Origin of the sequence: Streptomyces sp. NPDC046985 (assembly GCF_040644415.1) — a bacterium.
Taxonomy (GTDB): Bacteria; Actinomycetota; Actinomycetes; order Streptomycetales; family Streptomycetaceae; genus Streptomyces.
In genome coordinates this window covers 77,938-100,849 of the sequence record NZ_JBEYWK010000012.1, presented here as the reverse complement: position 1 = coordinate 100,849, position 22,912 = coordinate 77,938, and the positions used below count along the sequence as shown (strand labels likewise).

General features: G+C 73.4%; 23 protein-coding genes. 16 read left to right on the top strand and 7 right to left on the bottom strand.

What is annotated here, in order from left to right; translation table 11 throughout:
- The first annotated feature begins 19 nt into the window (after positions 1–19).
- The gene (locus ABZ861_RS17355) at positions 20–1,177 is read left to right on the top strand and encodes a D-alanine--D-alanine ligase family protein (RefSeq protein WP_361630692.1); all 1,158 of its coding nucleotides are present in this window, start codon (positions 20–22) and stop codon (positions 1,175–1,177) included.
- 15 nt (positions 1,178–1,192) lie between these two features.
- Here ABZ861_RS17355 and ABZ861_RS17350 read toward each other — a convergent pair whose 3' ends face one another.
- Positions 1,193–1,693: a DUF3515 domain-containing protein gene (locus ABZ861_RS17350; protein WP_361630689.1), complete on the bottom strand. Its 501-nt coding sequence runs from the start codon at positions 1,691–1,693 to the stop codon at positions 1,193–1,195.
- Between the two features lie 21 nt (positions 1,694–1,714).
- Positions 1,715–1,948 (bottom strand): Lrp/AsnC ligand binding domain-containing protein, encoded by a 234-nt coding sequence (locus ABZ861_RS17345; RefSeq protein WP_361630686.1) that lies wholly within the window; start codon positions 1,946–1,948, stop codon positions 1,715–1,717.
- Positions 1,949–2,189: 241 nt separating this feature from the next.
- Here ABZ861_RS17345 and ABZ861_RS17340 point away from each other — a divergent pair, with 241 nt between their 5' ends.
- Both ABZ861_RS17340 and thiD read left to right on the top strand, forming a co-directional pair.
- Positions 2,190–3,155, top strand: coding sequence for a thiamine-phosphate kinase (locus ABZ861_RS17340; RefSeq protein ID WP_361630683.1), 966 nt, complete (start codon positions 2,190–2,192; stop codon positions 3,153–3,155).
- Complete coding sequence (thiD, locus tag ABZ861_RS17335; RefSeq protein WP_361630680.1) at positions 3,152–3,961, top strand: bifunctional hydroxymethylpyrimidine kinase/phosphomethylpyrimidine kinase; 810 nt, start codon at positions 3,152–3,154, stop codon at positions 3,959–3,961. Before ABZ861_RS17340 ends, thiD begins: the two co-directional genes overlap by 4 nt.
- Here thiD and ABZ861_RS17330 read toward each other — a convergent pair.
- Both ABZ861_RS17330 and rpmB read right to left on the bottom strand, forming a co-directional pair.
- Positions 3,946–4,194, bottom strand: coding sequence for a hypothetical protein (locus ABZ861_RS17330; protein WP_361631056.1), 249 nt, complete (start codon positions 4,192–4,194; stop codon positions 3,946–3,948). The two genes, thiD and ABZ861_RS17330, sit on opposite strands and share 16 nt — an antisense overlap.
- A gap of 88 nt (positions 4,195–4,282) precedes the next feature.
- Positions 4,283–4,468: a 50S ribosomal protein L28 gene (rpmB, locus tag ABZ861_RS17325; protein WP_361630678.1), complete on the bottom strand. Its 186-nt coding sequence runs from the start codon at positions 4,466–4,468 to the stop codon at positions 4,283–4,285.
- A gap of 265 nt (positions 4,469–4,733) precedes the next feature.
- Between rpmB and ABZ861_RS17320 the strand changes: the two genes are divergently transcribed.
- From ABZ861_RS17320 to mutM, 9 genes are all read left to right on the top strand, one after another.
- Positions 4,734–6,599 (top strand): DAK2 domain-containing protein, encoded by a 1,866-nt coding sequence (locus ABZ861_RS17320; RefSeq protein ID WP_361630675.1) that lies wholly within the window; start codon positions 4,734–4,736, stop codon positions 6,597–6,599.
- A gap of 155 nt (positions 6,600–6,754) precedes the next feature.
- Entirely contained in the window at positions 6,755–9,016 is a 2,262-nt protein-coding gene (gene recG / locus ABZ861_RS17315; protein WP_361630672.1) for an ATP-dependent DNA helicase RecG, read from the top strand.
- Positions 9,017–9,274: 258 nt separating this feature from the next.
- Positions 9,275–9,862, top strand: coding sequence for a 16S rRNA (guanine(966)-N(2))-methyltransferase RsmD (rsmD, locus tag ABZ861_RS17310; protein WP_361630669.1), 588 nt, complete (start codon positions 9,275–9,277; stop codon positions 9,860–9,862).
- Positions 9,863–9,888: 26 nt separating this feature from the next.
- Complete coding sequence (gene coaD / locus ABZ861_RS17305; RefSeq protein WP_361631041.1) at positions 9,889–10,368, top strand: pantetheine-phosphate adenylyltransferase; 480 nt, start codon at positions 9,889–9,891, stop codon at positions 10,366–10,368.
- A 97-nt stretch (positions 10,369–10,465) separates the two neighbouring features.
- Positions 10,466–11,632 (top strand): cell division initiation protein, encoded by a 1,167-nt coding sequence (locus ABZ861_RS17300; RefSeq protein ID WP_361630666.1) that lies wholly within the window; start codon positions 10,466–10,468, stop codon positions 11,630–11,632.
- Positions 11,633–11,827: 195 nt separating this feature from the next.
- Positions 11,828–12,472, top strand: a complete 645-nt coding sequence (locus ABZ861_RS17295; RefSeq protein ID WP_361630663.1) for a YceD family protein — start codon at positions 11,828–11,830, stop codon at positions 12,470–12,472.
- Between the two features lie 2 nt (positions 12,473–12,474).
- Positions 12,475–12,648, top strand: coding sequence for a 50S ribosomal protein L32 (gene rpmF, locus ABZ861_RS17290; RefSeq protein WP_003951102.1), 174 nt, complete (start codon positions 12,475–12,477; stop codon positions 12,646–12,648).
- A gap of 7 nt (positions 12,649–12,655) precedes the next feature.
- On the top strand, positions 12,656–13,471 hold the full coding sequence (gene rnc, locus ABZ861_RS17285) for a ribonuclease III (RefSeq protein ID WP_361630660.1): 816 nt from the start codon (positions 12,656–12,658) through the stop codon (positions 13,469–13,471).
- A gap of 92 nt (positions 13,472–13,563) precedes the next feature.
- Positions 13,564–14,424 (top strand): bifunctional DNA-formamidopyrimidine glycosylase/DNA-(apurinic or apyrimidinic site) lyase, encoded by an 861-nt coding sequence (mutM, locus tag ABZ861_RS17280; protein ID WP_361630657.1) that lies wholly within the window; start codon positions 13,564–13,566, stop codon positions 14,422–14,424.
- On the opposite strand, the gene ABZ861_RS17275 is transcribed toward mutM, so the two are convergent.
- Both ABZ861_RS17275 and ABZ861_RS17270 read right to left on the bottom strand, forming a co-directional pair.
- Positions 14,397–14,798 carry a helix-turn-helix domain-containing protein gene (locus ABZ861_RS17275; RefSeq protein ID WP_361630654.1) on the bottom strand — a complete coding sequence of 134 codons (402 nt, stop codon included), beginning with the start codon at positions 14,796–14,798 and terminating at the stop codon, positions 14,397–14,399. The genes mutM and ABZ861_RS17275 overlap by 28 nt on opposite strands.
- A gap of 90 nt (positions 14,799–14,888) precedes the next feature.
- Positions 14,889–15,245: a DUF2335 domain-containing protein gene (locus tag ABZ861_RS17270; RefSeq protein WP_361631038.1), complete on the bottom strand. Its 357-nt coding sequence runs from the start codon at positions 15,243–15,245 to the stop codon at positions 14,889–14,891.
- Here ABZ861_RS17270 and ABZ861_RS17265 point away from each other — a divergent pair.
- Positions 15,183–15,401 carry a hypothetical protein gene (locus ABZ861_RS17265; RefSeq protein WP_361631053.1) on the top strand — a complete coding sequence of 73 codons (219 nt, stop codon included), beginning with the start codon at positions 15,183–15,185 and terminating at the stop codon, positions 15,399–15,401. The genes ABZ861_RS17270 and ABZ861_RS17265 overlap by 63 nt on opposite strands.
- 392 nt (positions 15,402–15,793) lie before the next feature.
- On the opposite strand, the gene ABZ861_RS17260 is transcribed toward ABZ861_RS17265, so the two are convergent.
- Positions 15,794–17,266 (bottom strand): CAP domain-containing protein, encoded by a 1,473-nt coding sequence (locus tag ABZ861_RS17260; RefSeq protein WP_361630651.1) that lies wholly within the window; start codon positions 17,264–17,266, stop codon positions 15,794–15,796.
- Between the two features lie 168 nt (positions 17,267–17,434).
- Here ABZ861_RS17260 and ABZ861_RS17255 point away from each other — a divergent pair, with 168 nt between their 5' ends.
- From ABZ861_RS17255 to ABZ861_RS17245, 3 genes are all read left to right on the top strand, one after another.
- The gene (locus ABZ861_RS17255; protein WP_361630648.1) at positions 17,435–17,716 is read left to right on the top strand and encodes an acylphosphatase; all 282 of its coding nucleotides are present in this window, start codon (positions 17,435–17,437) and stop codon (positions 17,714–17,716) included.
- 388 nt (positions 17,717–18,104) lie between these two features.
- Complete coding sequence (locus tag ABZ861_RS17250) at positions 18,105–18,308, top strand: hypothetical protein (RefSeq protein WP_361630645.1); 204 nt, start codon at positions 18,105–18,107, stop codon at positions 18,306–18,308.
- A 390-nt stretch (positions 18,309–18,698) separates the two neighbouring features.
- A complete protein-coding gene (locus ABZ861_RS17245) occupies positions 18,699–22,661 on the top strand; it encodes an AAA family ATPase (protein WP_361630642.1) in 3,963 nt (1,320 codons plus the stop codon).
- Positions 22,662–22,912 lie beyond the last annotated feature (251 nt).

Sequence of the window (22,912 nt, the reverse complement as noted above, 5' to 3'; positions counted from 1 at the left end):
CGGGTACGCTCATCGCGATATGAGCACCGAGAACCTCCCCCAGAGCCCTGAGCAGCAGCCGCGCAAGCCGCGCGTGGCCGTCGTCTTCGGCGGGCGCAGCTCCGAACACGGGATCTCCGTGGTCACCGCCGGAGCGGTGCTGCGCGCCATCGACCGGTCCGCCTACGAGGTCCTGCCGATCGGCATCACCCGGGACGGCCGCTGGGCCCTGACCGCGGACGACCCCGACCGCATGGCGATCACCGAGCGGCGCACGCCCAGCGTCGAGGAACTGGCCGAGCCCGGCGAAGGCGGCGTGGTGCTCCCCGTCGACCCGGCCGCCCGCGAAGTCGTCTACAGCGAGCCGGGTTCGGTGCCCAAGGCGCTCGGCGAGGTCGACGTGGTCTTCCCGGTGCTGCACGGCCCCTACGGCGAGGACGGCACCCTCCAGGGCCTGCTGGAGCTGTCCGGGACGCCCTACGTCGGCTCCGGCGTGCTCGCCTCGGCCGTCGGCCAGGACAAGGAGTACATGAAGCGGGTGTTCGCCTCCTTCGGGCTCAAGGTCGGCCCGTACACGGTGATCCGGCCGCGCGACTGGGCGCGGGACGAGGCCGCCGCCCGGAAGCGGATCGTGGACTTCGCCGGCGAGCACGGCTGGCCGCTGTTCGTGAAGCCCGCCCGCGCCGGCTCCTCGATCGGCATCACCAAGGTGGACGACCTCGGCGGCCTGGACGAGGCCCTGGAGGAGGCGCGGCGGCACGACCCGAAGGTGCTCGTCGAGGCCGCCGTGCGCGGCCGCGAGATCGAGTGCGGCGTGCTGGAGTTCGAGGACGGCCCGCGCGCCTCGCTGCCCGCGGAGATCCCGCCGCCCACGGCGCACGCGTACTACGACTTCGAGGCGAAGTACATCGACTCCACGCCCGGCGTCGTGCCCGCCCCGCTGACCGAGGAGCAGACCGCCGAGGTGCGGCGCCTCGCGGTGGACGCGTTCGAGGCGGCCTCCTGCGAGGGCCTGGTCCGCGCGGACTTCTTCCTCGACGAGGACGGGGAGTTCGTGATCAACGAGATCAACACCATGCCCGGCTTCACGCCCATCTCGATGTACCCGCAGATGTGGCAGGCCACCGGGGTCTCCTACGCGGAACTGGTGGACCTCCTGATCCAGGCGGCGCTGCGCCGCTCCACGGGCCTGCGCTGACGCAGGCCGCCCCGGTCAGTCGGCGATCCCCTCGGGGATCGCCTTCTGCACGGCCGGGGCCAGGGCGACCAGCACGGTGGCGCTGTCCCGGACCGCGGGCACGCTGACCTCCACGTACGCCTCGCGGTTGGCGGTGGTGAAGCGGTACCCGCCGCCGCCCTGCCTCTCCATCAGCCAGTCGACGCCGTTCACCGCGCCGGCCACCGCGTCCGGATCGCTTCCCTCGGCGACCTTCGGGTCGATCATCTTCGGCGGCCGGGGGACGCCGCAGCGCAGTATGATCACCGGGCTTCCCCACCCCGCGGTCAGCGCGGAGGCGGGCCGCGGGTCGGAGCGGCGCTGCCCGTCCACGGTCCGCGGCAGCTTCGCGTCCAGGTTGCGGCACAGCTTCGCGACGGCCGCGTCCGGGCGGGGAACCGCAGCGGCGGCGCCGTCGTCGCTTGAGGAGCAGCCCGCGACGGCGAGCAGCGCGGCGAGGGCGGGCAGGCCGGAGAGCCGGTGGCGCGAGGAACTCACCGGGCCAAGGGTAGACGGGGGCTACAGATGCACGACCGGGCAGGTCAGGGTGCGCGTGATCCCGTCCACCTGCTGGATCTTGGCGACCACCATGCGGCCCAGGTCGTCCACGGTCTCGGCCTGCGCGCGCACGATGACGTCGTACGGTCCTGTCACGTCCTCGGCTTGCATCACTCCCGGCAGTTCGCAGATCGTCTCGGCGACGGTCGACGCCTTGCCGACGTCCGTCTGGATCAGGATGTACGCCTGTACCACGGAACCTCCAGGGCGGCCACGAGGATCATGTGGGGAAGGGGAACGCCACGGTATCGCGTCGCCGGGCGCCGCGGGGAGACCCTGCGGGGGCATGGCCCGCGCGCCGGGGTGCGGGTAGGACGGAAGCTGGACGGAAGGCGACGGTCACCTAGACCGTAGCGAGGACCGCGCGGACGCGCGACCGGGATCACGACCGGGGTCGCGGCCGGGAACGCACAGGGACAGAAGGGGCGAAAGGGCCATGAAGGGCACCGTCGGTGAGCTAGGGGAGTTCGGGCTCATCAGGGAGCTGACCTCCCGTCTCACCACCACCCCGGCGGTCCGGGTCGGACCCGGCGACGACGCCGCCGTGGTCGCCGCCCCCGACCGCCGGGTCGTCGCGAGCACCGACATACTCCTGGAGGGGCGGCACTTCCGCCGGGACTGGTCCACGGCCTACGACGTGGGCCGCAAGGCCGCCGCCCAGAACCTCGCGGACATCGCCGCCATGGGCGCCGTGCCGACCGCCCTGCTGCTCGGCCTGGTGGTCCCCGCCGAACTCCCGGTCACCTGGCCCACCGAGCTGATGGACGGCCTGCGCGACGAGTGCCAGGTCGCCGGGGCCTCGGTGGTCGGCGGCGACGTGGTGCGCGGCGAGACGATCACGGTGTCCATCACCGCCCTCGGCGACCTGCGCGGCCACGAGCCGGTGACCCGGGCGGGCGCCCAGCCCGGCGACCTCGTCGCGGTCACCGGCTGGCTGGGCTGGTCCGCGGCCGGGTACGCGGTGCTCTCCCGCGGCTTCCGCTCCCCGCGCGCCTTCGTCGAGGCGCACCGCCGCCCCGAGCCGCCCTACCACGCGGGCCCGGCCGCCGCCGGGCTCGGCGCGACCGCGATGTGCGACGTCAGCGACGGACTGATCGCGGACCTCGGGCACATCGCGGAGGCCAGCAAGGTCCGCATCGACGTCCGCTCCGGCGCCGTCGACGTCCCCTCCCAGATGAACGACATCGGGCAGGCCGTCGGCGTCGACCCGCTCCAGTGGGTCCTCTCCGGCGGCGAGGACCACGCCATCGTGGCCACCTTCCCGCCGGACGTGAAGCTCCCGGCCCGCTGGAAGGTGATCGGGGAGGTGCTCAACCCCTCGGCCCTGCCGCAGGTCACGGTCGACGGGGCGCCGTGGACCCGCAAGGGCGGCTGGGACCACTTCGGGGACCTGGACGCATGACCGCCGCGCCCCCGCGGGTCCTCACCGTCGCCGGCTCGGACTCGGGCGGCGGCGCGGGGATCCAGGCCGACCTGAAGACCATGCTGGCCCTCGGCGTGCACGGCATGAGCGTGATCACCGCGGTGACCGCGCAGAACTCCCTCGGCGTCCAAGGCGCCTGGGAGCTGCCGGTGGAGGCCGTCCGCGCCCAGTACCGCTCCGTCGTCGACGACATCGGCGTCCAGGCGGTCAAGACCGGCATGCTCGCCTCGGCGGAACTGGTCGCCGCGGTGGCCGAGTTGATCGCCGGCACGGATGCCCCGGCGGTCGTCGACCCGGTCGGCGTCTCCAAGCACGGCGATCCGCTGCTGGCCGCCTCCGCTCTGGAGAGCGTCCGCACCCGGCTGCTGCCCGCGGCCCTCGTCGCCACCCCGAACCTCGACGAGGTCGCCCAGCTCACCGGCGTCCGCGTCACCGCGCCCGAGCAGCTTCCCGAGGCCGCGGCGGCCGTGCTCGCCTACGGGCCCCGGTGGGTGCTGATCAAGGGCGGCCATCTGCCCGGGGACGCCGTGGACCTGCTCACCGACGGCGCCGAGGAGCACTGGCTGCGCGCCCCGCGCCTGGACAACCGGCACACCCACGGCACCGGCTGCACCCTCGCCTCCGCCCTCGCGGCCCAGCTCGCCAAGGGGCGCCCGGTGCCCGAGGCGGTGACGGCCGCCAAGGAGTACGTGACCGGGGCCATCGCGGCCGGGTTCGCGCTCGGCGGCGGCATCGGTCCCGTGGACCACGGCTGGCGCCTGCGCGGGACTCAGACGGCCGGATAGGCGGGCAGCTCGATGGCGGCGGCGCCGGCGGGCGGCTCGGTCCCGTACAGGCCGTCGGTCAGGCGCTCCGCGGCGACCGTGCGGCCCGCGTCCAGGAGCAGCAGGGTCAGCAGCGCGCGCGGGCGGGGGCCGCCGGGGTCCACTGAGGCGCCCTCGTCGGTGCGGATGTCCAGGGGCCCAGGACGCCGAAGCGCATTCCCCGGATTCTGGCAGGTGGGGGCCGGTGACGGCATCGGGGTAAGGCAAAAAGCCGGTCCGTCGAGACGGACCGGCTTAGTGCAGCGAACCAGCAGTGGCCGCGCGCTTAGCTGTTGCTGTGCGTCAGCGCGAGATCTTGCCGGCCTTGATGCACGAGGTGCAGGCGTTCACGCGCTTCGGCGTCCCGCCGACCACAGTACGCACGCGCTGGATGTTCGGGTTCCAGCGACGGGGCGTACGGCGGTGCGAGTGCGAGATGTTGTTGCCGAAGCCCGGCCCCTTGCCGCAGACGTCGCAGTTGGCAGCCACGGGTCACTCCAAAGACTTCAGATGCACTTACGGTTGATCCCAGCGTGCCGGAATCAAGACCCGACCTCAACGAGGTCCGGGAGATCCGAGTGGCGTTGCCAGGGGGAGAGCCCGACCGGGATCGGGCAACCGGAGCAGCATACAACGTCTGCTCCGGTACAGCGAAACTACCATGTTCTCCCCAGGACCCCTTCCGGCCCTCTACCCCCGGACCCGGCCCCTGGGTCTACGCTGCCGTCCAGTCCAGCAGCTCAGGGAGGCGCAGGTGGCGCAGGTGGCGCAGACGTTCGACGCGCCGGCGGTGCGCACCTGGTGCTCTCTGGCGCTGCGGGCGCTGGGGCGGGCGCGCGAGGAGATCGACGCGATCAACGTCTTCCCCGTGGCCGACGGGGACACCGGCACCAACCTGTACCTGACCGTCGAGTCCGCCGCGGCGGCCGTGGAGGCCGTCTTCTCCGCGCACGAGACCGGCGCCGACGCGCGCGGCGGCCCCTCACCGGCCGAGGCCGCCCAGGCGATGGCGCACGGGGCGCTGATCGGGGCGCGCGGCAACTCCGGCACGATCCTCGCCCAACTCCTGCGCGGCATGGCCCAGGTGGTGGCGGGCGGCGAGGGCGTCCGGGCGGGCGCTGAGGGGGCCCGTACGGGCGGGGACGCGCTGCGGGCCGCTCTGCGGCGGGCCGCCGACTCCGCCCGGCAGGCGGTGGCGCACCCGGTCGAGGGCACCGTCCTGTCGGTCGCCTCGGCCGCCGCCGACGCGGCGGCCGGCGCCGAGGGCGACTGCGGCGCGGTCGCACGGGCCGCCTACGAGGGAGCGTCCCGCGCGCTGGCCGCGACCCCCGGCCAGTTGGCGGCCCTGGAACGGGCCGGGGTCGTCGACGCGGGCGGGCGCGGCCTGGTGACGGTGCTGGCCGCCCTGGTCGAGACGTTCACGGGCCGGGCGCCCGCGGACACCGTCCCGCCGGGCGAGACCGGCCGGGCGGCGGACGCGGACCCGCCGGTCGTCCCGCACGCGCGCGTACGGGACGACCGGGACGACGGGGCGGGGGAGACGCCCCCGTGCGCGGCCGCCAAGGCCGCCCTTGCCTCCGGCCCTGCTGCCCCTGCTGCCTCCGGCCTTCCTGCCTCCGGTCCGGCTTCCGCCGCCCGTGCTGCCTCCGGCCCTGCTGCCTCCGGTCCGGCTTCCGCTGCCCGTGTCTCCGACGCGGGTCCCGCCTTCGAGGTCGTCTACCTTCTGGACGCCGACGACACGGCCGTCGCCCGGCTGCGGCAGCGGCTCGACGCGCTCGGCGACAGCCTCGTCGTCGTGGGCGGCGACGGGCTGTGGAGCGTGCACGTGCACGTCGACGACGCGGGCGCCGCGGTGGAGGCGGGGGTCGAGGCGGGCCGCCCGCACCGCGTCCGCATCACCCACTTCGCCGCCGACGACGCGCACGCCACCCGCGCCGAGCGGCCGCCCCGCGAGCGCGCCCAGCGCGCCGTGGTGGCCGTGGTCCCCGGCGAGGGCCTGGCCGGCCTCTACGCCGAGGCCGGCGCCACTGCCGTGCTGGCCCGCCCCGGCGAGCCCCCGGCCAGCGGCGAAATCGTCGAGGCGGTGCGCAGGGCGCACGCGCGCGAGGTGGTCCTGCTGCCCAACGACGCCGACCTGCGCGACATCGTCGCGGCGGCGGCCGAACAGGTCCGCGGCGAGGGCGTCCGGGTCGCCCTGATCCCGACGCGTTCGGCGGTCCAGGGCATCGCCGCCCTCGCGGTGCACGAGCCGGACCGCCGCTTCTACGAGGACGTGGTCGCCATGACCTCGGCGGCCGGCGCCACCCGCCACGCCGAGGTCACCGTCGCCGAGCACCGGTCCTGGACCACGGCGGGCATCTGCCAGGCCGGGGACGTCCTCGGCCTCATCGAGGGCGACGTGGCCGTGATCGGCTCGGACGTCGCGGCCACCGCGCAGACCGTCCTGGACCGCATGCTCGCGGCGGGCGGCGAACTCGTCACCCTCGTGCTGGGCGACGACGCCCCCGACGCCGTCGCCGACTCCCTGGAGACCCGCGTCCGCGACTCCTACCTGGCCGTGGACACGGTGGTCTACCGCGGCGGCCGCCAGGGCGCGCTGCTGCTCATCGGCGTGGAATGACAGGTGGGATGACAGGTGGAATAACGTGGAATGACAGGGCGAGAGGGGCGAATCGCGCCGAGAGGGGCCCGAGCGCGTCGCTCCGGCCCGTGGACGCCCCCTCTGACCAGGTGTTTCCCGGCACGTCTACGGCATTGTCAGTGCCGTGGTGTGCAATGGATCTCGTGCACGCACCGCGAGAATCCCTGCGACAGCCGCTGAAGCCGGTGCTCGGCCCCGCCACCGCGAAGGTGATGGCCGAGCACCTCGGGCTGCACACCGTCGGCGACCTCCTCCACCACTACCCGCGCCGGTACGAGGAGCGGGGCCAGCTCACCCACCTCGCCGACCTGCCCATGGACGAGCACGTCACGGTGGTCGCCCAGGTCGCCGACGCGCGCCTGCACAGCTTCGCCTCCTCCCGGGCGCCGCGCGGCAAGGGCCAGCGCCTGGAGGTGACGATCACCGACGGCAGCGGCAGACTCCAGCTCGTCTTCTTCGGCGCCGGCGTGCACAAGCCGCACAAGGACCTGCTGCCGGGCACCCGCGCGATGTTCGCGGGCAAGGTCTCCGTCTTCAACCGCCGCCTCCAACTGGCCCACCCGGCCTACGAACTGCTGAAGGGCGGCGCCGACGACCCGGAGGAGACCGTCGAGTCCTGGGCCGGCGCCCTGATCCCGATGTACCCGGCCACGGCCAAGCTGGAGTCGTGGAAGATCGCCAAGGCCGTGCAGACCGTGCTGCCCACCGCCCAGGAGGCGCTGGACCCGCTGCCCGAGTCGCTGCGCGACGGCCGCGGCCTGGTCACGCTGCCCGAGGCGCTGCTCAGGATCCACCGCCCGCACACCAAGGCGGACATCGAGGACGCCCGCGCCCGGCTGAAGTGGGACGAGGCGTTCGTCCTCCAGGTCGCCCTCGCCCGCCGCCGGCACGCGGAGGCCCAACTCCCCGCCGTCGCCCGCCGCCCCCGCCCGGACGGCCTCCTCGCCGCGTTCGACGACCGCCTCCCCTTCACCCTCACCGAGGGCCAGCAGAAGGTCTCCCGCGAGATCTTCGACGACCTGGCCGCCGAACACCCCATGCACCGCCTGCTCCAGGGCGAGGTGGGCTCGGGCAAGACCATGGTGGCGCTGCGCGCGATGCTCGCCGTCGTCGACGCGGGCGGGCAGGCCGCGATGCTGGCGCCCACCGAGGTGCTGGCCCAGCAGCACCACCGGTCGATCACGGAGATGATGGGCGAGCTGGCCGAGCAGGGCCTGCTGGGCGGCGCCGAGCACGCGACCAAGGTGGTGCTGCTCACCGGCTCCATGGGCGCGGCGGCCCGCCGTCAGGCGCTGCTCGACCTGGCCACCGGCGAGGCGGGCGTCGTCATCGGCACCCACGCCCTCATCGAGGACAAGGTGCGGTTCCACGACCTCGGACTCGTGGTCGTCGACGAGCAGCACCGCTTCGGCGTGGAGCAGCGCGACGCCCTGCGCGGCAAGGGCGACCGCCTGGGGGAGAAGCGGACCCCGCACCTGCTGGTCATGACCGCCACGCCCATCCCGCGCACCGTCGCGATGACCGTCTTCGGCGACCTGGAGACCTCGGTCCTGGACCAGCTCCCGGCCGGGCGCTCGCCCATCGCCAGCCATGTCGTCCCGGCCGCCGACAAACCGCACTTCCTGTCCCGGGCCTGGGAGCGGGTGCGCGAGGAGGCGGCCAAGGGGCACCAGGCGTACGTGGTCTGCCCGCGCATCGGGGACTCCCTGGACAAGCCGGACGGACCCGGCGGCCCGAATAAGGGCGCCGGGAAGCAGTCCGCGCAGGACGAGGCCGAGAAGCGCCCGCCGCTCGCCGTCGTGGACGTGGCCGACCAGCTCGCCCAGGGACCCCTTCAGGGCCTGCGGGTGGAGGTGCTGCACGGCAGGATGCCGCCCGACGACAAGGACGCGGTGATGCGCCGCTTCGCGGCCGGGGAGACCGACGTCCTGGTCGCCACCACCGTCATCGAGGTCGGCGTCAACGTCCCCAACGCCACCGCGATGGTGATCATGGACGCCGACCGCTTCGGCGTCTCCCAGCTCCACCAGCTCCGCGGCCGGGTCGGCCGCGGCTCGGCGCCCGGCCTGTGCCTGCTGGTCACCGAGATGCCCGAGGCGAGCGCCGCCCGGCAGCGGCTCAACGCGGTGGCAGCCACGCTCGACGGCTTCGAGCTGTCCCGCATCGACCTCGAACAGCGCCGCGAGGGCGACGTGCTCGGCCAGGCCCAGTCCGGCGCCCGGTCCAGCCTGCGGGTGCTCGCCGTCATCGACGACGAGGAGGTCATCGCCGAGGCCCGCGAGGAGGCCGCCGCGGTCGTGGCCGCCGACCCCGGCCTGGAGGGCCTGCCCGCCCTGCGCACGGCCCTGGACGCCCTGCTGGACGAGGAGCGCGAGCAGTTCCTCGACAAGGGATGACGAGAAGCGGCCCGAGGCGCCGAGGAGCGGCAGAGGGCGGCGAAGAGTCAGGAAGGGTGACGACGCTCCTTGCCGCGAAGGCGGGAGAGGCGGCCGAGGCGGCGGGCAGGGCGGCTGAGCGGGACTGACGGGGTGGAAGGGGAGCAGGACTGACAGACTGGGTGGCGAACGACCGCCGTCCGCCCCGTCCGCCTGACCGCGCGCCGCCGGCCGGCCCCGCCGCCCCACCGCCTGACGAAGACCCGAGGACCCCAGGACATGACCCGCGTGATCGCCGGCCGGGCCGGTGGACGCCGTCTCGCCGTACCCCCGGGCAACGGGACCCGGCCGACCTCGGACCGGGCGCGCGAGGGCCTGTTCTCCACCTGGCAGGCCCTCCTGGGCGGCCCGCTCGACGGCGAACGGGTCCTCGACCTGTACGCCGGCTCGGGTGCCGTCGGACTGGAGGCGCTGTCCCGCGGCGCCGGGCACGCGCTGCTCGTCGAGGCCGACGCCCGAGCCGTCCGCACCGTCCGCGACAACGTGCGCTCCCTCGCCCTGCCCGGCGCCGAGGTGCGGGCGGGCAAGGCGGAGCAGGTCGTCCAGTCGCCGCCGCCCGCCGAGCCGTACGACCTCGTCTTCCTGGACCCGCCGTACGCCGTCTCGGACGGCGATCTTGGAGAGATCCTGCTCACACTCCGCTCGCGGGGGTGGCTCGCGGCGGGCGCCCTCGTCACCGTGGAGCGCAGCACCAGAGGCGGGGACTTCCGGTGGCCGGCCGGGTTCGACGCGATCAGGGCCCGCCGCTACGGCGAGGGAACGTTTTGGTACGGTCGCGCCGCCTCTACGTGCGAAGACGCACGATGACCGGACCGGAGAGCGAGGGAACTCAAGTGCGCCGCGCCGTCTGTCCCGGGTCGTTCGACCCCATCACCAACGGGCACCTCGACATCATCGCCCGCGCCTCCCGCCTGTACGACGAGGTCTACGTGGCGGTGATGATCAACCAGGCCAAGAAGGGCCTGTTCGAGATCGAGGAGCGGATCGACCTCATCCGGGAGGTCACCGCCGACTTCGGCAACGTCCGCGTCGAGTCCTTCCACGGCCTCCTCGTCGACTTCTGCAAGCAGCGCGACATCCCCGCCATCGTCAAGGGCCTGCGCGCGGTCAGCGACTTCGACTACGAACTCCAGATGGCCCAGATGAACAACGGCCTCACCGGCGTCGAGACGCTGTTCGTGCCCACCAACCCCGCCTACAGCTTCCTGTCGTCGTCCCTGGTCAAGGAAGTCGCCGCCTGGGGCGGCGACGTGGCCCAACTGGTGCCGCCGCAGGTCCTCCAGGCGCTGTCCGGGCGGCTCGGCGAGCGCTGATCCGCTGACGTCCCGTCACCCGCTGTCCGGGGGTCGCCCCGTGGCGGTACGGTCGTCCCGTCCGTTCCCCCCATCGGCAGGAAGTGGCGAGCACACCGTGGACGTGCAGAAGAAGCTCGACGAGATCGCCGCCGCGGTCTCCGGCGCCCGGTCCATGCCCATGTCGGCGTCGTGCGTCGTCAACCGGGCCGACCTGCTCGCGCTGCTGGAGGAGGTGCGCCAGGCGCTGCCCGGCTCGCTCGCGCAGGCGCAGGAACTGATCGGCGGCCGCGAGCAGATGGTCGAGGACGCCCGCCGCGAGGCCGAGCAGATCATCGAGACCGCGCACGCCGAGCGCGGCTCCCTCGTCTCCGGCACCGAGGTCGCCCTGCGCTCCCAGGCCGAGGCCGACCGCATCCTCACCGAGGCCCGCACCGAGGCCGAAGAGGTCCGCGCCGACGCCGACGACTACGTCGACTCCAAGCTCGCCAACTTCGAGGTGGTCCTCACCAAGACGCTCGGCTCGGTCGGCCGCGGCCGGGAGAAGCTGCTCGGCACCGGCCCCGGCCTCGACGAGGAGGGCTACGAGGACGAGGACGCCCCCGAGCGCAGCCACGACCCGGAGACCCTGCGCCGCACCGCCGACGCCTACGTCGACGCCAAACTGGGCGCCTTCGAGGCCGTCCTGGCCAAGACCCTGGAGGCGGTCGGCCGCGGCCGGCAGAAGCTGCACGGACGGATCGCCACCGACGACCTCGGCGCCCTGGCCGACGACACCACCACCGTGCGGCACTCCAGCGACGCCGACTACCTCGCCGACCTGGCCGCCCTCGCCGACGCCCCGGCCGCGCCCGCCGGGCGCCCCGCCCGGCCGCCCCAGCCCGCGCAACCGGCGTACGAGCCGCAGCCCGCCTACGGCTACCAGCAGCCCGCGCAGGCCGACCCCTACGGCGGCTACCCGCAGGACTACGGCCAGCAGGACCCGTACGGCTACCCGCAGGCCGACCCGTACGCCGCCGGCGGCTACGCCCCGGCGGCCGGCGCCGCCTTCCAGAACTACGCCGAGAGCTACGAGGAGGCGTACGACGAGCGCTACGACGCCTCGCACCCGGGCGCCTTCCCCACCGGTCAGGTCCCGCACCAGCCGGACCACCAGTCCCACGCGTCGCAGCAGCAGTCGCACGCGTCCCCGCAGGACTACGCCCTGGACGAGACCAGCCTCTTCGACACCGGCATGATCAGCGCCGAACAGCTCAGGGCGTACGAGCAGGGCCGCGGCCTCTAGAACCCTCATAAGCGCTCCCGGCGCCCCCTGGCGGGGCGGCGGCGGGTGTGGCGCGGCGGCTCCCGGGCGCCGGATTGGGCCGAAAGCGAATGGTCCAGTATCCTGGCTGTTCGGTCGCGCCTACGTCCGCGATCCCCGCTGCCCGGAAGCACCGCCGGGACGGCGTCCCTCCGAGTTCGGAAGCCGAAAGCAGGAATGGCTCACAAAGTCCGCCTCGACCACCGCAACCCTCTCGTGTTCGACACGCACGAGCTGGGTCGGCGTCCTGGCGCGCTCCAGCGCCTGACCCGCACGGTCGACGCTCCCCGGGACCTCGGCATCGCGGGAGTGATCGGAGTGCCGCAAGGCGCCCCGGTCGCACTCGACCTCCGCCTGGAGTCGGTGATGGACGGCGTGCTCGTCACCGGCGCCGCCCGTGCACAGGCCGAGGGGGAGTGCGTAAGGTGTCTGGAGCCGGTCGGGCTGGAGCTCGAAGCGGACTTCCAGGAGATGTTCTCGTACCCTGACGCCGACGACCGGGGCCGCGTGATCGCGGAACCGGGCGATGACGCCGAGGACGACGAGGACAGGCTCTTCCTCGAGGACGGACTCTTCGACCTCGAGGCCGTGCTGCGCGATGCGGTGGTGCTCGCACTGCCCATGCAGCCGGTGTGCCAGGACGACTGCGCGGGTCTGTGCTCCGAGTGCGGAGCGCGGCTCACGGACGATCCGGACCACCACCATGACGCCGTCGACATCCGTTGGGCGTCATTGCAGGGACTCGCCGAAACCATGACGGACGGCGAGAAGGACGAGATGAGCGGCGCCGAACCTGGCGTCGACGAGAAGCAGGAGAAGTAGCCGTGGCTGTTCCGAAGCGGAAGATGTCGCGCAGCAACACGCGCCACCGCCGGTCGCAGTGGAAGGCTGCGGTCCCCACCCTGGTTGCGTGCGAGCGCTGCCACGAGCCCAAGCAGCAGCACATCGCGTGCCCGTCTTGCGGCACCTACAACAAGCGCCAGGTCCTCGAGGTCTGAGCGGCTGGTGAGAGGCACCGTGTCCACTGCCAGGAAGGCAGACAACGCCGCCAAGGCGGACAACACAGCCTCGTCCCACACGCTTCTGGAAGGGCGGCTCGGCTACCGGCTCGAGTCCGCCCTTCTGGTGCGTGCGCTGACCCACCGTTCCTACGCGTACGAGAACGGCGGCCTGCCGACGAACGAGCGGCTGGAGTTCCTCGGTGACTCCGTCCTCGGCCTCGTCGTCACGGACACGCTGTACCGGGTCCACCCCGACCTGCCCGAAGGCCAACTGGCCAAGCTGCGGGCCGCGGTGGTCAACTCGCGTGCGCTGGCGGAGGTGGGCCGCGGGCTCGACCTCGGCTCCTTCATCCGGCTCGGCCGCGGTGAAGAGGGCACGGGCGGCCGGGACAAGGCGTCCATCCTCGCCGACACCCTCGAAGCGGTGATCGGCGCGGTCTATCTCGACCAGGGCCTCGACGCGGCCTCCGAACTGGTGCACCGCCTGTTCGACCCGCTGATCGAGAAGTCCTCCAACCTCGGCGCCGGCCTGGACTGGAAGACGTCGCTCCAGGAGCTGACCGCGACCGAAGGACTCGGCGTCCCCGAGTACGCGGTCACGGAGACCGGCCCCGACCACGAGAAGACCTTCACCGCTGCTGCCCGCGTCGGAGGCGTCTCGTACGGCACCGGCACCGGCCGCAGCAAGAAGGAGGCGGAGCAGCAGGCCGCCGAGTCCGCCTGGCGGGCCATCCGGGCCGCCGCGGACGAGCGCGCCAAGACGGCCGAGCCGGCCGGGGAGGCCGTCAGGGACGGCGACCCGTCGCCCGCCACCGCCTGAAGCTCTGTTCCGAACATCGCCGAAGCGCCCGCCTCCCGTCCACGACGCCGGGGCGGGCGCTCGGCTCATCCAGCGGTCCACAGGGGGGCCCGATGCCCGAGTTGCCCGAGGTCGAGGTCGTCCGGCGCGGCCTTCAGCGGTGGGTCGCCCACCGGACCGTCGCCGACGTCGAGGTGCTGCACCCGCGCGCCGTGCGCCGCCATCTCGCGGGCGCCGACGACTTCGCGCACCGGCTGAAGGGCCACCGGATCGGCACGCCGAGCCGCCGCGGCAAGTACCTGTGGCTGCCCCTCGACGACACCCCGCAGGCGATCCTCGCCCACCTCGGCATGAGCGGCCAACTCCTCGTCCAGCCGCAGGAGTCGGCCGCCGAGAAGCACCTGCGCATCCGGGTCCGCTTCGCCGACGAGCTGCACACCGAACTCCGCTTCGTCGACCAGCGCACCTTCGGCGGCCTGTCGCTGCACGAGACGGGGCCGGACGGACTGCCCGACGTCATCGCCCACATCGCCCGCGACCCCCTCGACCCGCTCTTCGACGACGAGGGCTTCCACCAGGCGCTGCGGCGCAAGCGCACCACGATCAAACGCGCCCTGCTCGACCAGTCGCTGATCAGCGGCGTCGGCAACATCTACGCCGACGAGGCGCTGTGGCGGGCGCGCGTCCACTACGAGCGCCCCACGGCCGGCTTCACCCGCCCGCGCACGGCCGAACTCCTCACCCACATCCGGGACGTGATGAACGCGGCGCTCGCCGCCGGAGGCACCAGCTTCGACAGCCTCTACGTCAACGTCAACGGCGAGTCCGGCTACTTCGACCGCACCCTGGAGGCCTACGGCCGCGAGGGCCTGCCCTGCCGACGCTGCGCCACGCCGATACGCCGCCGCCCATGGATGAACCGCTCCAGCTACTACTGCCCCGTGTGTCAGCGGGCGCCGCGGGCGCTGTCGTAGCGCTCCCGGGCGGCCAGCACCTCGTCCATCCGGCCCTCCACGCAGTGGATCAGGGCCAGCAGCCGTCCGGCGACCTCGCGGCCCAAGCCGGTCAGCTCGTAGTCGACCCGGGGCGGGTTCACGGGCTGGGCCTCGCGGTGCACCAGGCCGTCCCGCTCCAGGGCATGGAGGGTCTGGGACAGCATCTTCTCGCTCACGCCGTCCACCCGGCGGCGCAACTCGTTGAACCGGAGCGAGCCGTGGTATAGCGCGCCGACGGTCAGCACGCCCCAGCGCCCGGTGATGTGCTCCAGCGTGCCGCGCGAGGGGCACGCCTTGGCGAACACGTCATAGGGCAGCTCCCGCTCCGCGGCGCCCTCCTGCGTGATGCTCATGACCGAAGAATACGCCACCACAGCGCAAACCGACAGATTGCGCTAACCAGCGGTTAGTGCTCGTGTGCCCCGTCGCGTTCTCGCTCGGACCTAGCTGGAGGCGTCGTCCCCGGCGTCGCCGTCTTGTTCTGCTGCCGGGAGGGCGCCGCGCTCGGCTGACGTCTCTCCGTTCCCCGGCTCCTCGGCGCCGCCTTGCCGCCCGGTGAGGAAGACGCCCACCACGGCCGCTACGTCGACACCGCCGACGACGGCGGCCCAAGCAGGCTCGCCCATGACCGCCAGCGTGATCGCCAAAGAGGCCATGATCGCGAGCGCCGCCAAGGCGAGGACCTGGCCGCGACTGGCGAGCTTGTACGCATGCGAGATCTCGAGATCGTCCACGCCGTGACGGTGATCCTGCTCCCGCTCCGCCATGGCCATGATGCGTTCGGCGAAGCCGGCCTGGATCGCTTCGTACCCCGCCAGCGTGGCCGGGTCCGGTATCGGGCCGCTGTGGCGTCGAACCTCGGACCGGACTACCCGCCTGACCTGCTGCAACGTCTTCGGCTCAAGCAGTGTGCCCTCTACTGCCTCCGCTTCGGACGGGACCAGCTCACCGCCTGAGACGGATGCCTCTACCGAGGCGTGGTGCCCGCCGCCCTCGTCTGGCTCGCCTTCGCCGTCTGGCTCGCCTTCGCCACGGCTCGACGCAGGTCCGCGCCCACCCTCTGCCAATCGGACTCCTTGCCAGATGTTCCCGACGCTCGACGCCGCAGCGCCCGATATGTGGCCGTCCCCGCGAGATCGAGCAGAGACGCTGCCCCCACCAGGGCTGCTGATGAGCGCTTCCCACGCTTCGACACAGCTCTCCTCCTTCGGCGACGGCTCTCCGACTGTCTTCCCTGAGAGTACCTAGACCGCTCTCGCCCCGTCACCGTCTGGACCGTGAACGAACTGCGAAACGCGGCGCCCGTCCGACCGCCCCAGAACGGCCCTCAGTGCTCTGAACTGCGACGTCAGTAGCCGAAGTCCTGCGTCCACCACGGTCCGCCCGCGCCGAAGTGCACGCCCACGCCCAGGGTCTTGAAGTCGCAGTTCAGTATGTTGGCCCGGTGGCCGGGGCTGTTCATCCAGGCCGTCATCACCGCCGCCGCGTCGGCCTGGCCGCGGGCTATGTTCTCGCCGCCCAGGCCGGTGATGCCCCGCTTCGCCGCCCGGTCCCAGGGGGTGGCCCCGCTGGGGTCGGTGTGGTCGAAGAAGCCCTGCTCGGCCATGGCCGTGCTGAAGCCCTCGGCCAGCGAGGTCAGCGGGCCGTTCGCGGTGAGGGGGTGGCATCCCGCCTGCGCCCGCTCCTGGTTCACCAGCCGCAGCACCTCCGCCTCGGCGGCGGCCTCGGCGGAGGCCGCCGCGGGCGGACGGGTGCTCGGCGCGGTCGGCGCCGCGGTGCGAGCCGGCGCGTCCGGGCTCGGGGCGGCCTGCGGGGCCTGGGAGCCAGCGGTCCGGCCGGGCGCGGTCGTCGGCTTCGCGGACGGCGCCGCGGGCGCGGACGACGCGGAGGCGGAGGGCGCCGCCGAGGGGGCGGAGGGCGCGGAGGAGGCGGACTGCGTCGGCACGGCGGACCGGCCGGCGCCGCGGTCGGCGCCCGAGCCGCCCGGCCGGGCGCCAGGAAGCGCGTCACCGGAGGCGCCGCCCTGCTCGGAGGCGCTGTTGGTGGGCGTGCCGGCGGCCTGCACCTGGTCGGCGGTGCTGTCGTCGCCGCCCAGCCGGTAGTTCTGGAGGCCGGGGACGGCCCCGGTGGCGACGGCGACCGTGCCCAGGGCGACGGCGGCCGAGACGCCGAGCAGTCCCGTGCGGACCGGCGCGGCCGCCTTCTTCCGGCGGCGGTGACCGGTCCCGCGCCGCGCGTCGCCGGAGGGCCGGAAGCCGTCGGACGGGAAGCTCCCGGTCGGGAAGTCTCCGGAGGGGAAGCTCCCGGAGGTGAAGTCCCGAGACGGGAAGCTCCCGGACGGGAAGTCTCCAGAGCGGTAGTCCCCCGACGGGAAGCCCCCGGGCGTGAGGAGCGCGGTGTCGGCGGTGCGGGCGTGGGCGTCGTCGGCCGCGGAGAAGTCCTCGCCGACGAAACCCGGGACGTCGCGGAAGTCCCCGAGATCCCCGAAGTTCCCGAGGTCCCCCAGGACTCCGAGGTCAGGGAAGTCCCCGAACTGCATCGAGTCCCCGTAATCCATGGAGTCCCCGAAGGGTATGGAGTCCCTGAACTGCATGGAGTCCCCGAAGGGGGCCTGACGCACGGTCCCGTAGGAGTCCTCACGCGCCGTCGCGTAGGCGTCCTCGTACCGGCCCTGGTTGAGGTAGGGCGCGATGCCCATGCGGTCGTCCGCGAGCGCGACCCCGCCGTTCGGGCCCGGTGCGTACGAGCCGGGCCGGTCGGCGGCCCCCGTGGTGCGGTCCGTGGCGGCGCGTCCGGCGTCCGGGCGTCGGTGGCGTCCCATGTCCTGGCCTTCCTCGTCCCGGCGGCCGCTGCGAGCTCTGAGCCGCGCCGGTCAACCGAACTCACTCAATCGAGTGAGTTTCTTGTGAAGTTCTTTGGAGCGGGACGGTACCGCATGGCACGGGTGGCGGAAGTGCCCAGAGTGACATTGCCCGGTTAGGTTGCAGTCATGAGCGAGGATGTTCGACTGGTCGCGTGGGTGCGCGGACAGGTCCAGGGAGTGGGTTTCCGCTGGTTCACCCGGGCGCGGGCGCTGGAGATCGGCGGCCTGCGCGGCTTCGCCGTGAATCTGGGCGACGGACGGGTGCAGGTGGTGGCCGAGGGCCCGCGCGAAGCGTGTCAAGGGCTCCTCGACTGGCTCCAGGGCAGCGACACGCCCGGTCGGGTAGACGGCGTCACCGAGATCTGGGACACACCGCGCGGCGGCTACGACGACTTCGCCATCCGCTGAGCGCGGCGCCGCCCGCGTCGGCGCGCAGGCCGCCCGACCCGCCGCGAGCGGACCGCCCGGACGGAAAAGAAGCAGGTGATCGGCGAGAAGCGCTTCTCAGCGCTTGTCTTCGGGAGCCGCGCGAGGCAGGATGCTCGCCACGCCCCCAGGGGCCCGCAGGAGCCGCCGCGCCACCCCCGCCGGCGTCGTACTCCCGGGCCCCCCGCCGATACGGGGTGTGATCGTGTTGACCGTCAAACTTTTTGGTGAGACGCTGAAAGCCCGCGCACCTTAGCTGTTTGGCATGGATGAACGGCAGCAAAACTCCACAGTGCCAAGCACCGCGGGTGCGAATCCCTCACGACCCACACCGATTCGATCGGTCACTCAGTGTGGAGGACCATCCATCATGGCAAAGGCGCTTCTCGGTTACGTCGGTGGCTCCGACCCTCGACTCCTCGCCGAGATGCGACGGCTCCAGCAGCGCGTCCAGGACCTGGAATCCGAGCTCGTACGGATCCAGGCGGAGAACGACGTGCTGGCGGCTGCCGCTTCTCACGACCCGATCATGGAGCGCGTCGACGCACACCAGGCGGAGCCTGCGCTGACCTGATCACCGCCTCACCTCACGACACAGTGGTCGGGCCGCACAAGTCCACCGCTCGGCTCTCAGAGTTGCAAGGGACGCTTCGGCGTCCCTTCTTTCTTGCCGCCCCCGCCTCCTGCGCTTCTCGCGTGCCCGTGGTGTGCCTCCCCGCCCCGCCCCCGGCTCGCGCCTCGTGGCCCCGCCTGCCCCCGCCCCTCCTTCGGTGAAGGGCCTCGCCAAGGCCCCCACGCCGGCGACTCCGCGCGTCCTTCGCGAAGGCCCCCTCCCGGCCTCCGCCGCCCCCGCCGGTCCTTTCACGTCTTCAACGTCTGGTGTGCCCTGCGCGTTCACCAGTGAAACCGCGCGGTTGCGAGGGTTCGTGGAATGGGGTAGGGGCGGCGGGTAGAGTCCGGCGGCGTGCATCTCAAGGCCCTGACCCTCCGCGGCTTCAAGTCGTTCGCCTCCGCGACCACGCTCCGCTTCGAACCGGGGATCACCTGCGTCGTCGGCCCGAACGGCTCGGGCAAGTCCAACGTCGTGGACGCGCTGAGCTGGGTCATGGGAGAACAGGGCGCCAAGTCGCTGCGCGGCGGCAAGATGGAGGACGTCATCTTCGCCGGCACCACCGGCCGCCCCCCGCTCGGCCGCGCCGAGGTGTCCCTCACCATCGACAACTCCGACGGCGCGCTGCCCATCGAGTACGCCGAGGTCACCATTACGCGGATCATGTTCCGCAACGGCGGCAGCGAGTACCGGCTCAACGGCGACACCTGCCGGCTGCTCGACATCCAGGAGCTGCTGTCCGACTCCGGCATCGGCCGCGAGATGCACGTCATCGTCGGGCAGGGCCAGCTCGACTCCGTGCTGCACGCCGATCCCATGGGCCGCCGCGCCTTCATCGAGGAGGCCGCGGGCGTCCTCAAGCACCGCAAGCGCAAGGAGAAGGCGCTGCGCAAACTGGACGCGATGCAGGCCAACCTGGCCCGCGTCCAGGACCTCACCGACGAACTGCGCCGCCAGCTCAAACCGCTGGGCCGGCAGGCGGCGGCAGCCCGCAGGGCGGCCGTCATCCAAGCCGATCTGCGCGACGCCCGGCTGCGCCTGCTCGCCGACGACCTGGTGCGCCTGCGCGGGGCGCTGCAAGCGGAGATCGCGGACGAGACCGCCCTGAAGGAGCGCCGGGAGGCCGCCGAGCAGGAGCTGCGCCGGGCACTGCGGCGCGAGGCGCTGCTGGAGGACGAGGTGCGCCGGCTCGCCCCGCGCCTCCAGCGCGCCCAGCAGACCTGGTACGAGCTGTCCCAGCTCGCCGAACGGGTCCGCGGCACGGCCTCGCTCGCGGACGCCCGGGTCAGGAGCGCGACCTCCGCGCCCCCCGAGGAGCGGCGCGGACGCGACCCCGAGGATCTGGAGCGTGAGGCGGCGCGCGTCCGCGAGCAGGAAGCCGAGCTGGAGGCGGCGCTGGAGGCGGCCGAACGGGCGCTGGAGGACACCGCGGCCCACCGCGCCGAGCTGGAGCGCCTGCTCGCCGCCGAGGAACGCCGGCTGAAGGACGCCGCCCGCGCCCTCGCCGACCGCCGCGAGGGCCTGGCCCGGCTGAGCGGCCAGGTGAACGCCGCCCGCTCGCGCGCCGCCTCCGCGCAGGCCGAGATCGACCGGCTGACCGCCGCCCGGGACGAGGCCCAGGACCGGGCCGTCCAGGCGCAGGAGGAGTACGAGGCCCTGCGCGCCGAGGTCGACGGTCTGGACGCCGACGACAGCGAACTGGCCGAGCGGCATGGGAGCGCGAAGGCGGAACTGGCCGCGGCGGAGACCGCCCTCGCCGCCGCCCGCGAGGCGGTCACCGCGGCCGAGCGGCGGCGGGCGGCGACCCTGGCCCGGCACGACGCCCTGGCGCTGGGCCTGCGCCGCAAGGACGGCACCGGGGCCCTTCTCGACGCCGGGGACCGGCTCGGCGGCCTGCTCGGTCCGGCCGCCGGACTGCTGACCCTCGCCCCCGGCCACGAGGTCCCGCTGGCCGCCGCCTTCGGCGCCGCGGCGGACGCGCTGGCCTTCGCCGGCCCCGCCGAGGCCGCCGAGGCCCTGCGCCTGCTGCGCAAACAGGACGCGGGCCGGGCCGCGCTGCTGCTCAGCGGCGCACCCGAAGACCCCCAGGCGCCGGAAGCCCCCCAGACCCCCGAAGCCGCCGAGGCCCCTTACGCCTCCCAGGCCCCCGAGACCCCTCACGCTTCCGAAGCCCCCCAAACTCGCGAAGCCGCCGAAGCCGCCGAAGCCGCCGAAGCCGCCGAAGCCGCCGAAGCCGCCGAAGCCGCCGAAGCCGCCGAAGCCGACCAAACTCGCCAGGTCCCCCAGGTCCCCCAGGTCCCCCAGGTCCCTCACACCCTCCAGGCCCCCGAGGCCCCTCACGCCCCCGAAGCCCCCCAAACTCGCGAAGCCCCCCAGGCCCCTCACACTCCCCAAGCCCCCGAGGCGGCCGAGGCCCCCGAAGCCGCTGAGATCCCTCACGCCCCCGAAGCCACCCACGTCACCCACGTCACCCACGCCCCCGAGGCCACCGCGTCCCCGCCGCCGCGCGCCGACGCCCTGCTCTTCGCCGTCGACCTGGTCCAAGGCCCCGCCAAGTTGATGCCGTCCGTGCGCAGGCTGCTGCGCGGCGTCGTCGTGGTCGCCACCCTGGAGGACGCCGAGGACCTGATCCGCGCCCACCCCCGCCTCACCGCCGTCACCGCCGAGGGCGACCTGCTCGCGGCGCACCTGGCCCACGGGGGTTCCGCCGGGGCGCCCAGCCTGCTGGAGGTGCAGGCGTCCGTCGACGAGGCCGCCGCCGAACTCCGGCAGCTCGCCGTGCGCTGCGAGGAGCTGGCCGAGGACCAGCGGCGGGCCGCCGAGCGGCGCGCGCGGTGCGCCGCGCTCGTCGAGGAGCTGGGGGAGCGGCGCCGGACCGCCGACCGGGAGAAGTCGGCCGTCGCGCAGCAGCTCGGCGCCCTCGCCGGGCAGGCGCGCGGCGCCGCCGGGGAGGCCGAGCGCTCCGCCGCGGCGGCGGCCCGCGCCCAGGACGCCCTGGACCAGGCGCTCCAGGAGGTCGAGGAACTCGCCGAGCGGCTGGCCGTCGCCGAGGAGGCGCCGGTCGAGGAGGAGCCCGACACCTCGGTGCGCGACCGGCTCTCCGCCGACGGGGCCAACGCCCGGCAGACCGAGATGGAGGCCCGCCTCCAGGTCCGTACGCACGAGGAGCGGGTCAAGGGGCTCGCGGGCCGGGCGGACTCCCTGGACCGGGCCGCCCGCGCCGAACGCGAGGCACGCGCGCGGGCGGAGCAGCGGCGGGCGAGGCTGCGGCACGAGGCGGCCGTCGCCGGGGCCGTGGCCTCGGGCGCGCGGCAACTGCTGGCGCACATCGAGGTCTCGGTGGCCCGCGCGGAGCGGGAGCGGGCCGCCGCCGAGGCGGCCAAGGCGCGCGGCGAGCAGGAGCTGACCGGCGCCCGCACCCAGGGCCGCGACCTGAAGGCGGAGCTGGACAAGCTGACCGACTCCGTGCACCGGGGCGAGGTGCTCGGCGCGGAGAAGCGGCTGCGCATCGAGCAACTGGAGACGAGGGCGCTGGAGGAGCTGGGCGTCGAGCCGGCCGTGCTGGCAGAGGAGTACGGGCCGCACCAGCCGGTGCCGCCCTCGCTCCCGGCCGAGGGCGAGCAGCTCCCGGACGACCCCGGGCACCCCCGCAACCGGCCCCGGCCCTTCGTCCGGGCCGAGCAGGAGAAGCGGCTGAAGGCCGCCGAGCGCGCCTACCAGCAGCTCGGCAAGGTGAACCCGCTGGCCCTGGAGGAATTCGCGGCGCTGGAGGAGCGGCACGCGTTCCTCGGCGAGCAACTGGAGGACCTGAAGAAGACCCGGGCCGACCTGCTTCAGGTGGTCAAGGAGGTCGACGAGCGCGTGGAGCAGGTGTTCACCGACGCCTATCGGGACACCGCCCGCGAGTTCGAGGGGGTCTTCGGGCGGCTCTTCCCGGGCGGCGAGGGCCGGCTGGTGCTGACCGACCCGGACAGCATGCTCACCACGGGCGTGGACGTGGAGGCCCGCCCGCCGGGCAAGAAGGTCAAGCGGCTGTCCCTGCTGTCCGGCGGCGAGCGCTCGCTGACCGCGGTCGCGCTGCTGGTGTCCATCTTCAAGGCGAGGCCGAGCCCGTTCTACGTGATGGACGAGGTCGAGGCCGCCTTGGACGACACCAACCTCCAGCGGCTGATCCGGATCATGCAGGAGCTTCAGGAGGCGTCCCAGCTCATCGTGATCACCCACCAGAAGCGCACCATGGAGGTGGCCGACGCGCTGTACGGGGTCTCCATGCAGGGCGACGGTGTGTCGAAGGTCATCAGCCAGCGGCTGCGCTAGCCGACCCGCGGGCGCGACGACCGCGGCGGCCCATGTCGCCGTGTGCGCGTGGGACTTCGAGGTAGGCACCCCGTGTCTGCTGCTTGACTTCATAACTTGAACGCAAGCCGACATGTCGATCGGGAAAAAAGTCACATCAGATGAACTATGGACTTCGAAACTTGAAGTCATAGTCTCTGCCACGTTGCTTTCACCTTCAGATCTCACGATCTGAGAGGGCTGACCCCCACCCCGGCAGCGTTGCCGGTGTG

Bases quoted from the DNA above. Each gene is read 5' to 3' on its own strand.
- ABZ861_RS17330 (WP_361631056.1), bottom strand. From the start codon at position 4,194: ATGCCGTCACCGGCCCCCACCTGCCAGAATCCGGGGAATGCGCTTCGG.
- ABZ861_RS17275 (WP_361630654.1), bottom strand. From the start codon at position 14,798: ATGAGCATCACGCAGGAGGGCGCCGCGGAGCGGGAGCTGCCCTATGAC.
- ABZ861_RS17255 (WP_361630648.1), top strand. From the start codon at position 17,435: ATGAGCGAGGATGTTCGACTGGTCGCGTGGGTGCGCGGACAGGTCCAG.
- ABZ861_RS17340 (WP_361630683.1), top strand. From the start codon at position 2,190: ATGAAGGGCACCGTCGGTGAGCTAGGGGAGTTCGGGCTCATCAGGGAG.
- ABZ861_RS17355 (WP_361630692.1), top strand. From the start codon at position 20: ATGAGCACCGAGAACCTCCCCCAGAGCCCTGAGCAGCAGCCGCGCAAG.
- rsmD (WP_361630669.1), top strand. From the start codon at position 9,275: ATGACCCGCGTGATCGCCGGCCGGGCCGGTGGACGCCGTCTCGCCGTA.
- ABZ861_RS17260 (WP_361630651.1), bottom strand. From the start codon at position 17,266: ATGGGACGCCACCGACGCCCGGACGCCGGACGCGCCGCCACGGACCGC.
- recG (WP_361630672.1), top strand. From the start codon at position 6,755: ATGGATCTCGTGCACGCACCGCGAGAATCCCTGCGACAGCCGCTGAAG.
- ABZ861_RS17250 (WP_361630645.1), top strand. From the start codon at position 18,105: ATGGCAAAGGCGCTTCTCGGTTACGTCGGTGGCTCCGACCCTCGACTC.
- thiD (WP_361630680.1), top strand. From the start codon at position 3,152: ATGACCGCCGCGCCCCCGCGGGTCCTCACCGTCGCCGGCTCGGACTCG.
- mutM (WP_361630657.1), top strand. From the start codon at position 13,564: ATGCCCGAGTTGCCCGAGGTCGAGGTCGTCCGGCGCGGCCTTCAGCGG.
- ABZ861_RS17295 (WP_361630663.1), top strand. From the start codon at position 11,828: ATGGCTCACAAAGTCCGCCTCGACCACCGCAACCCTCTCGTGTTCGAC.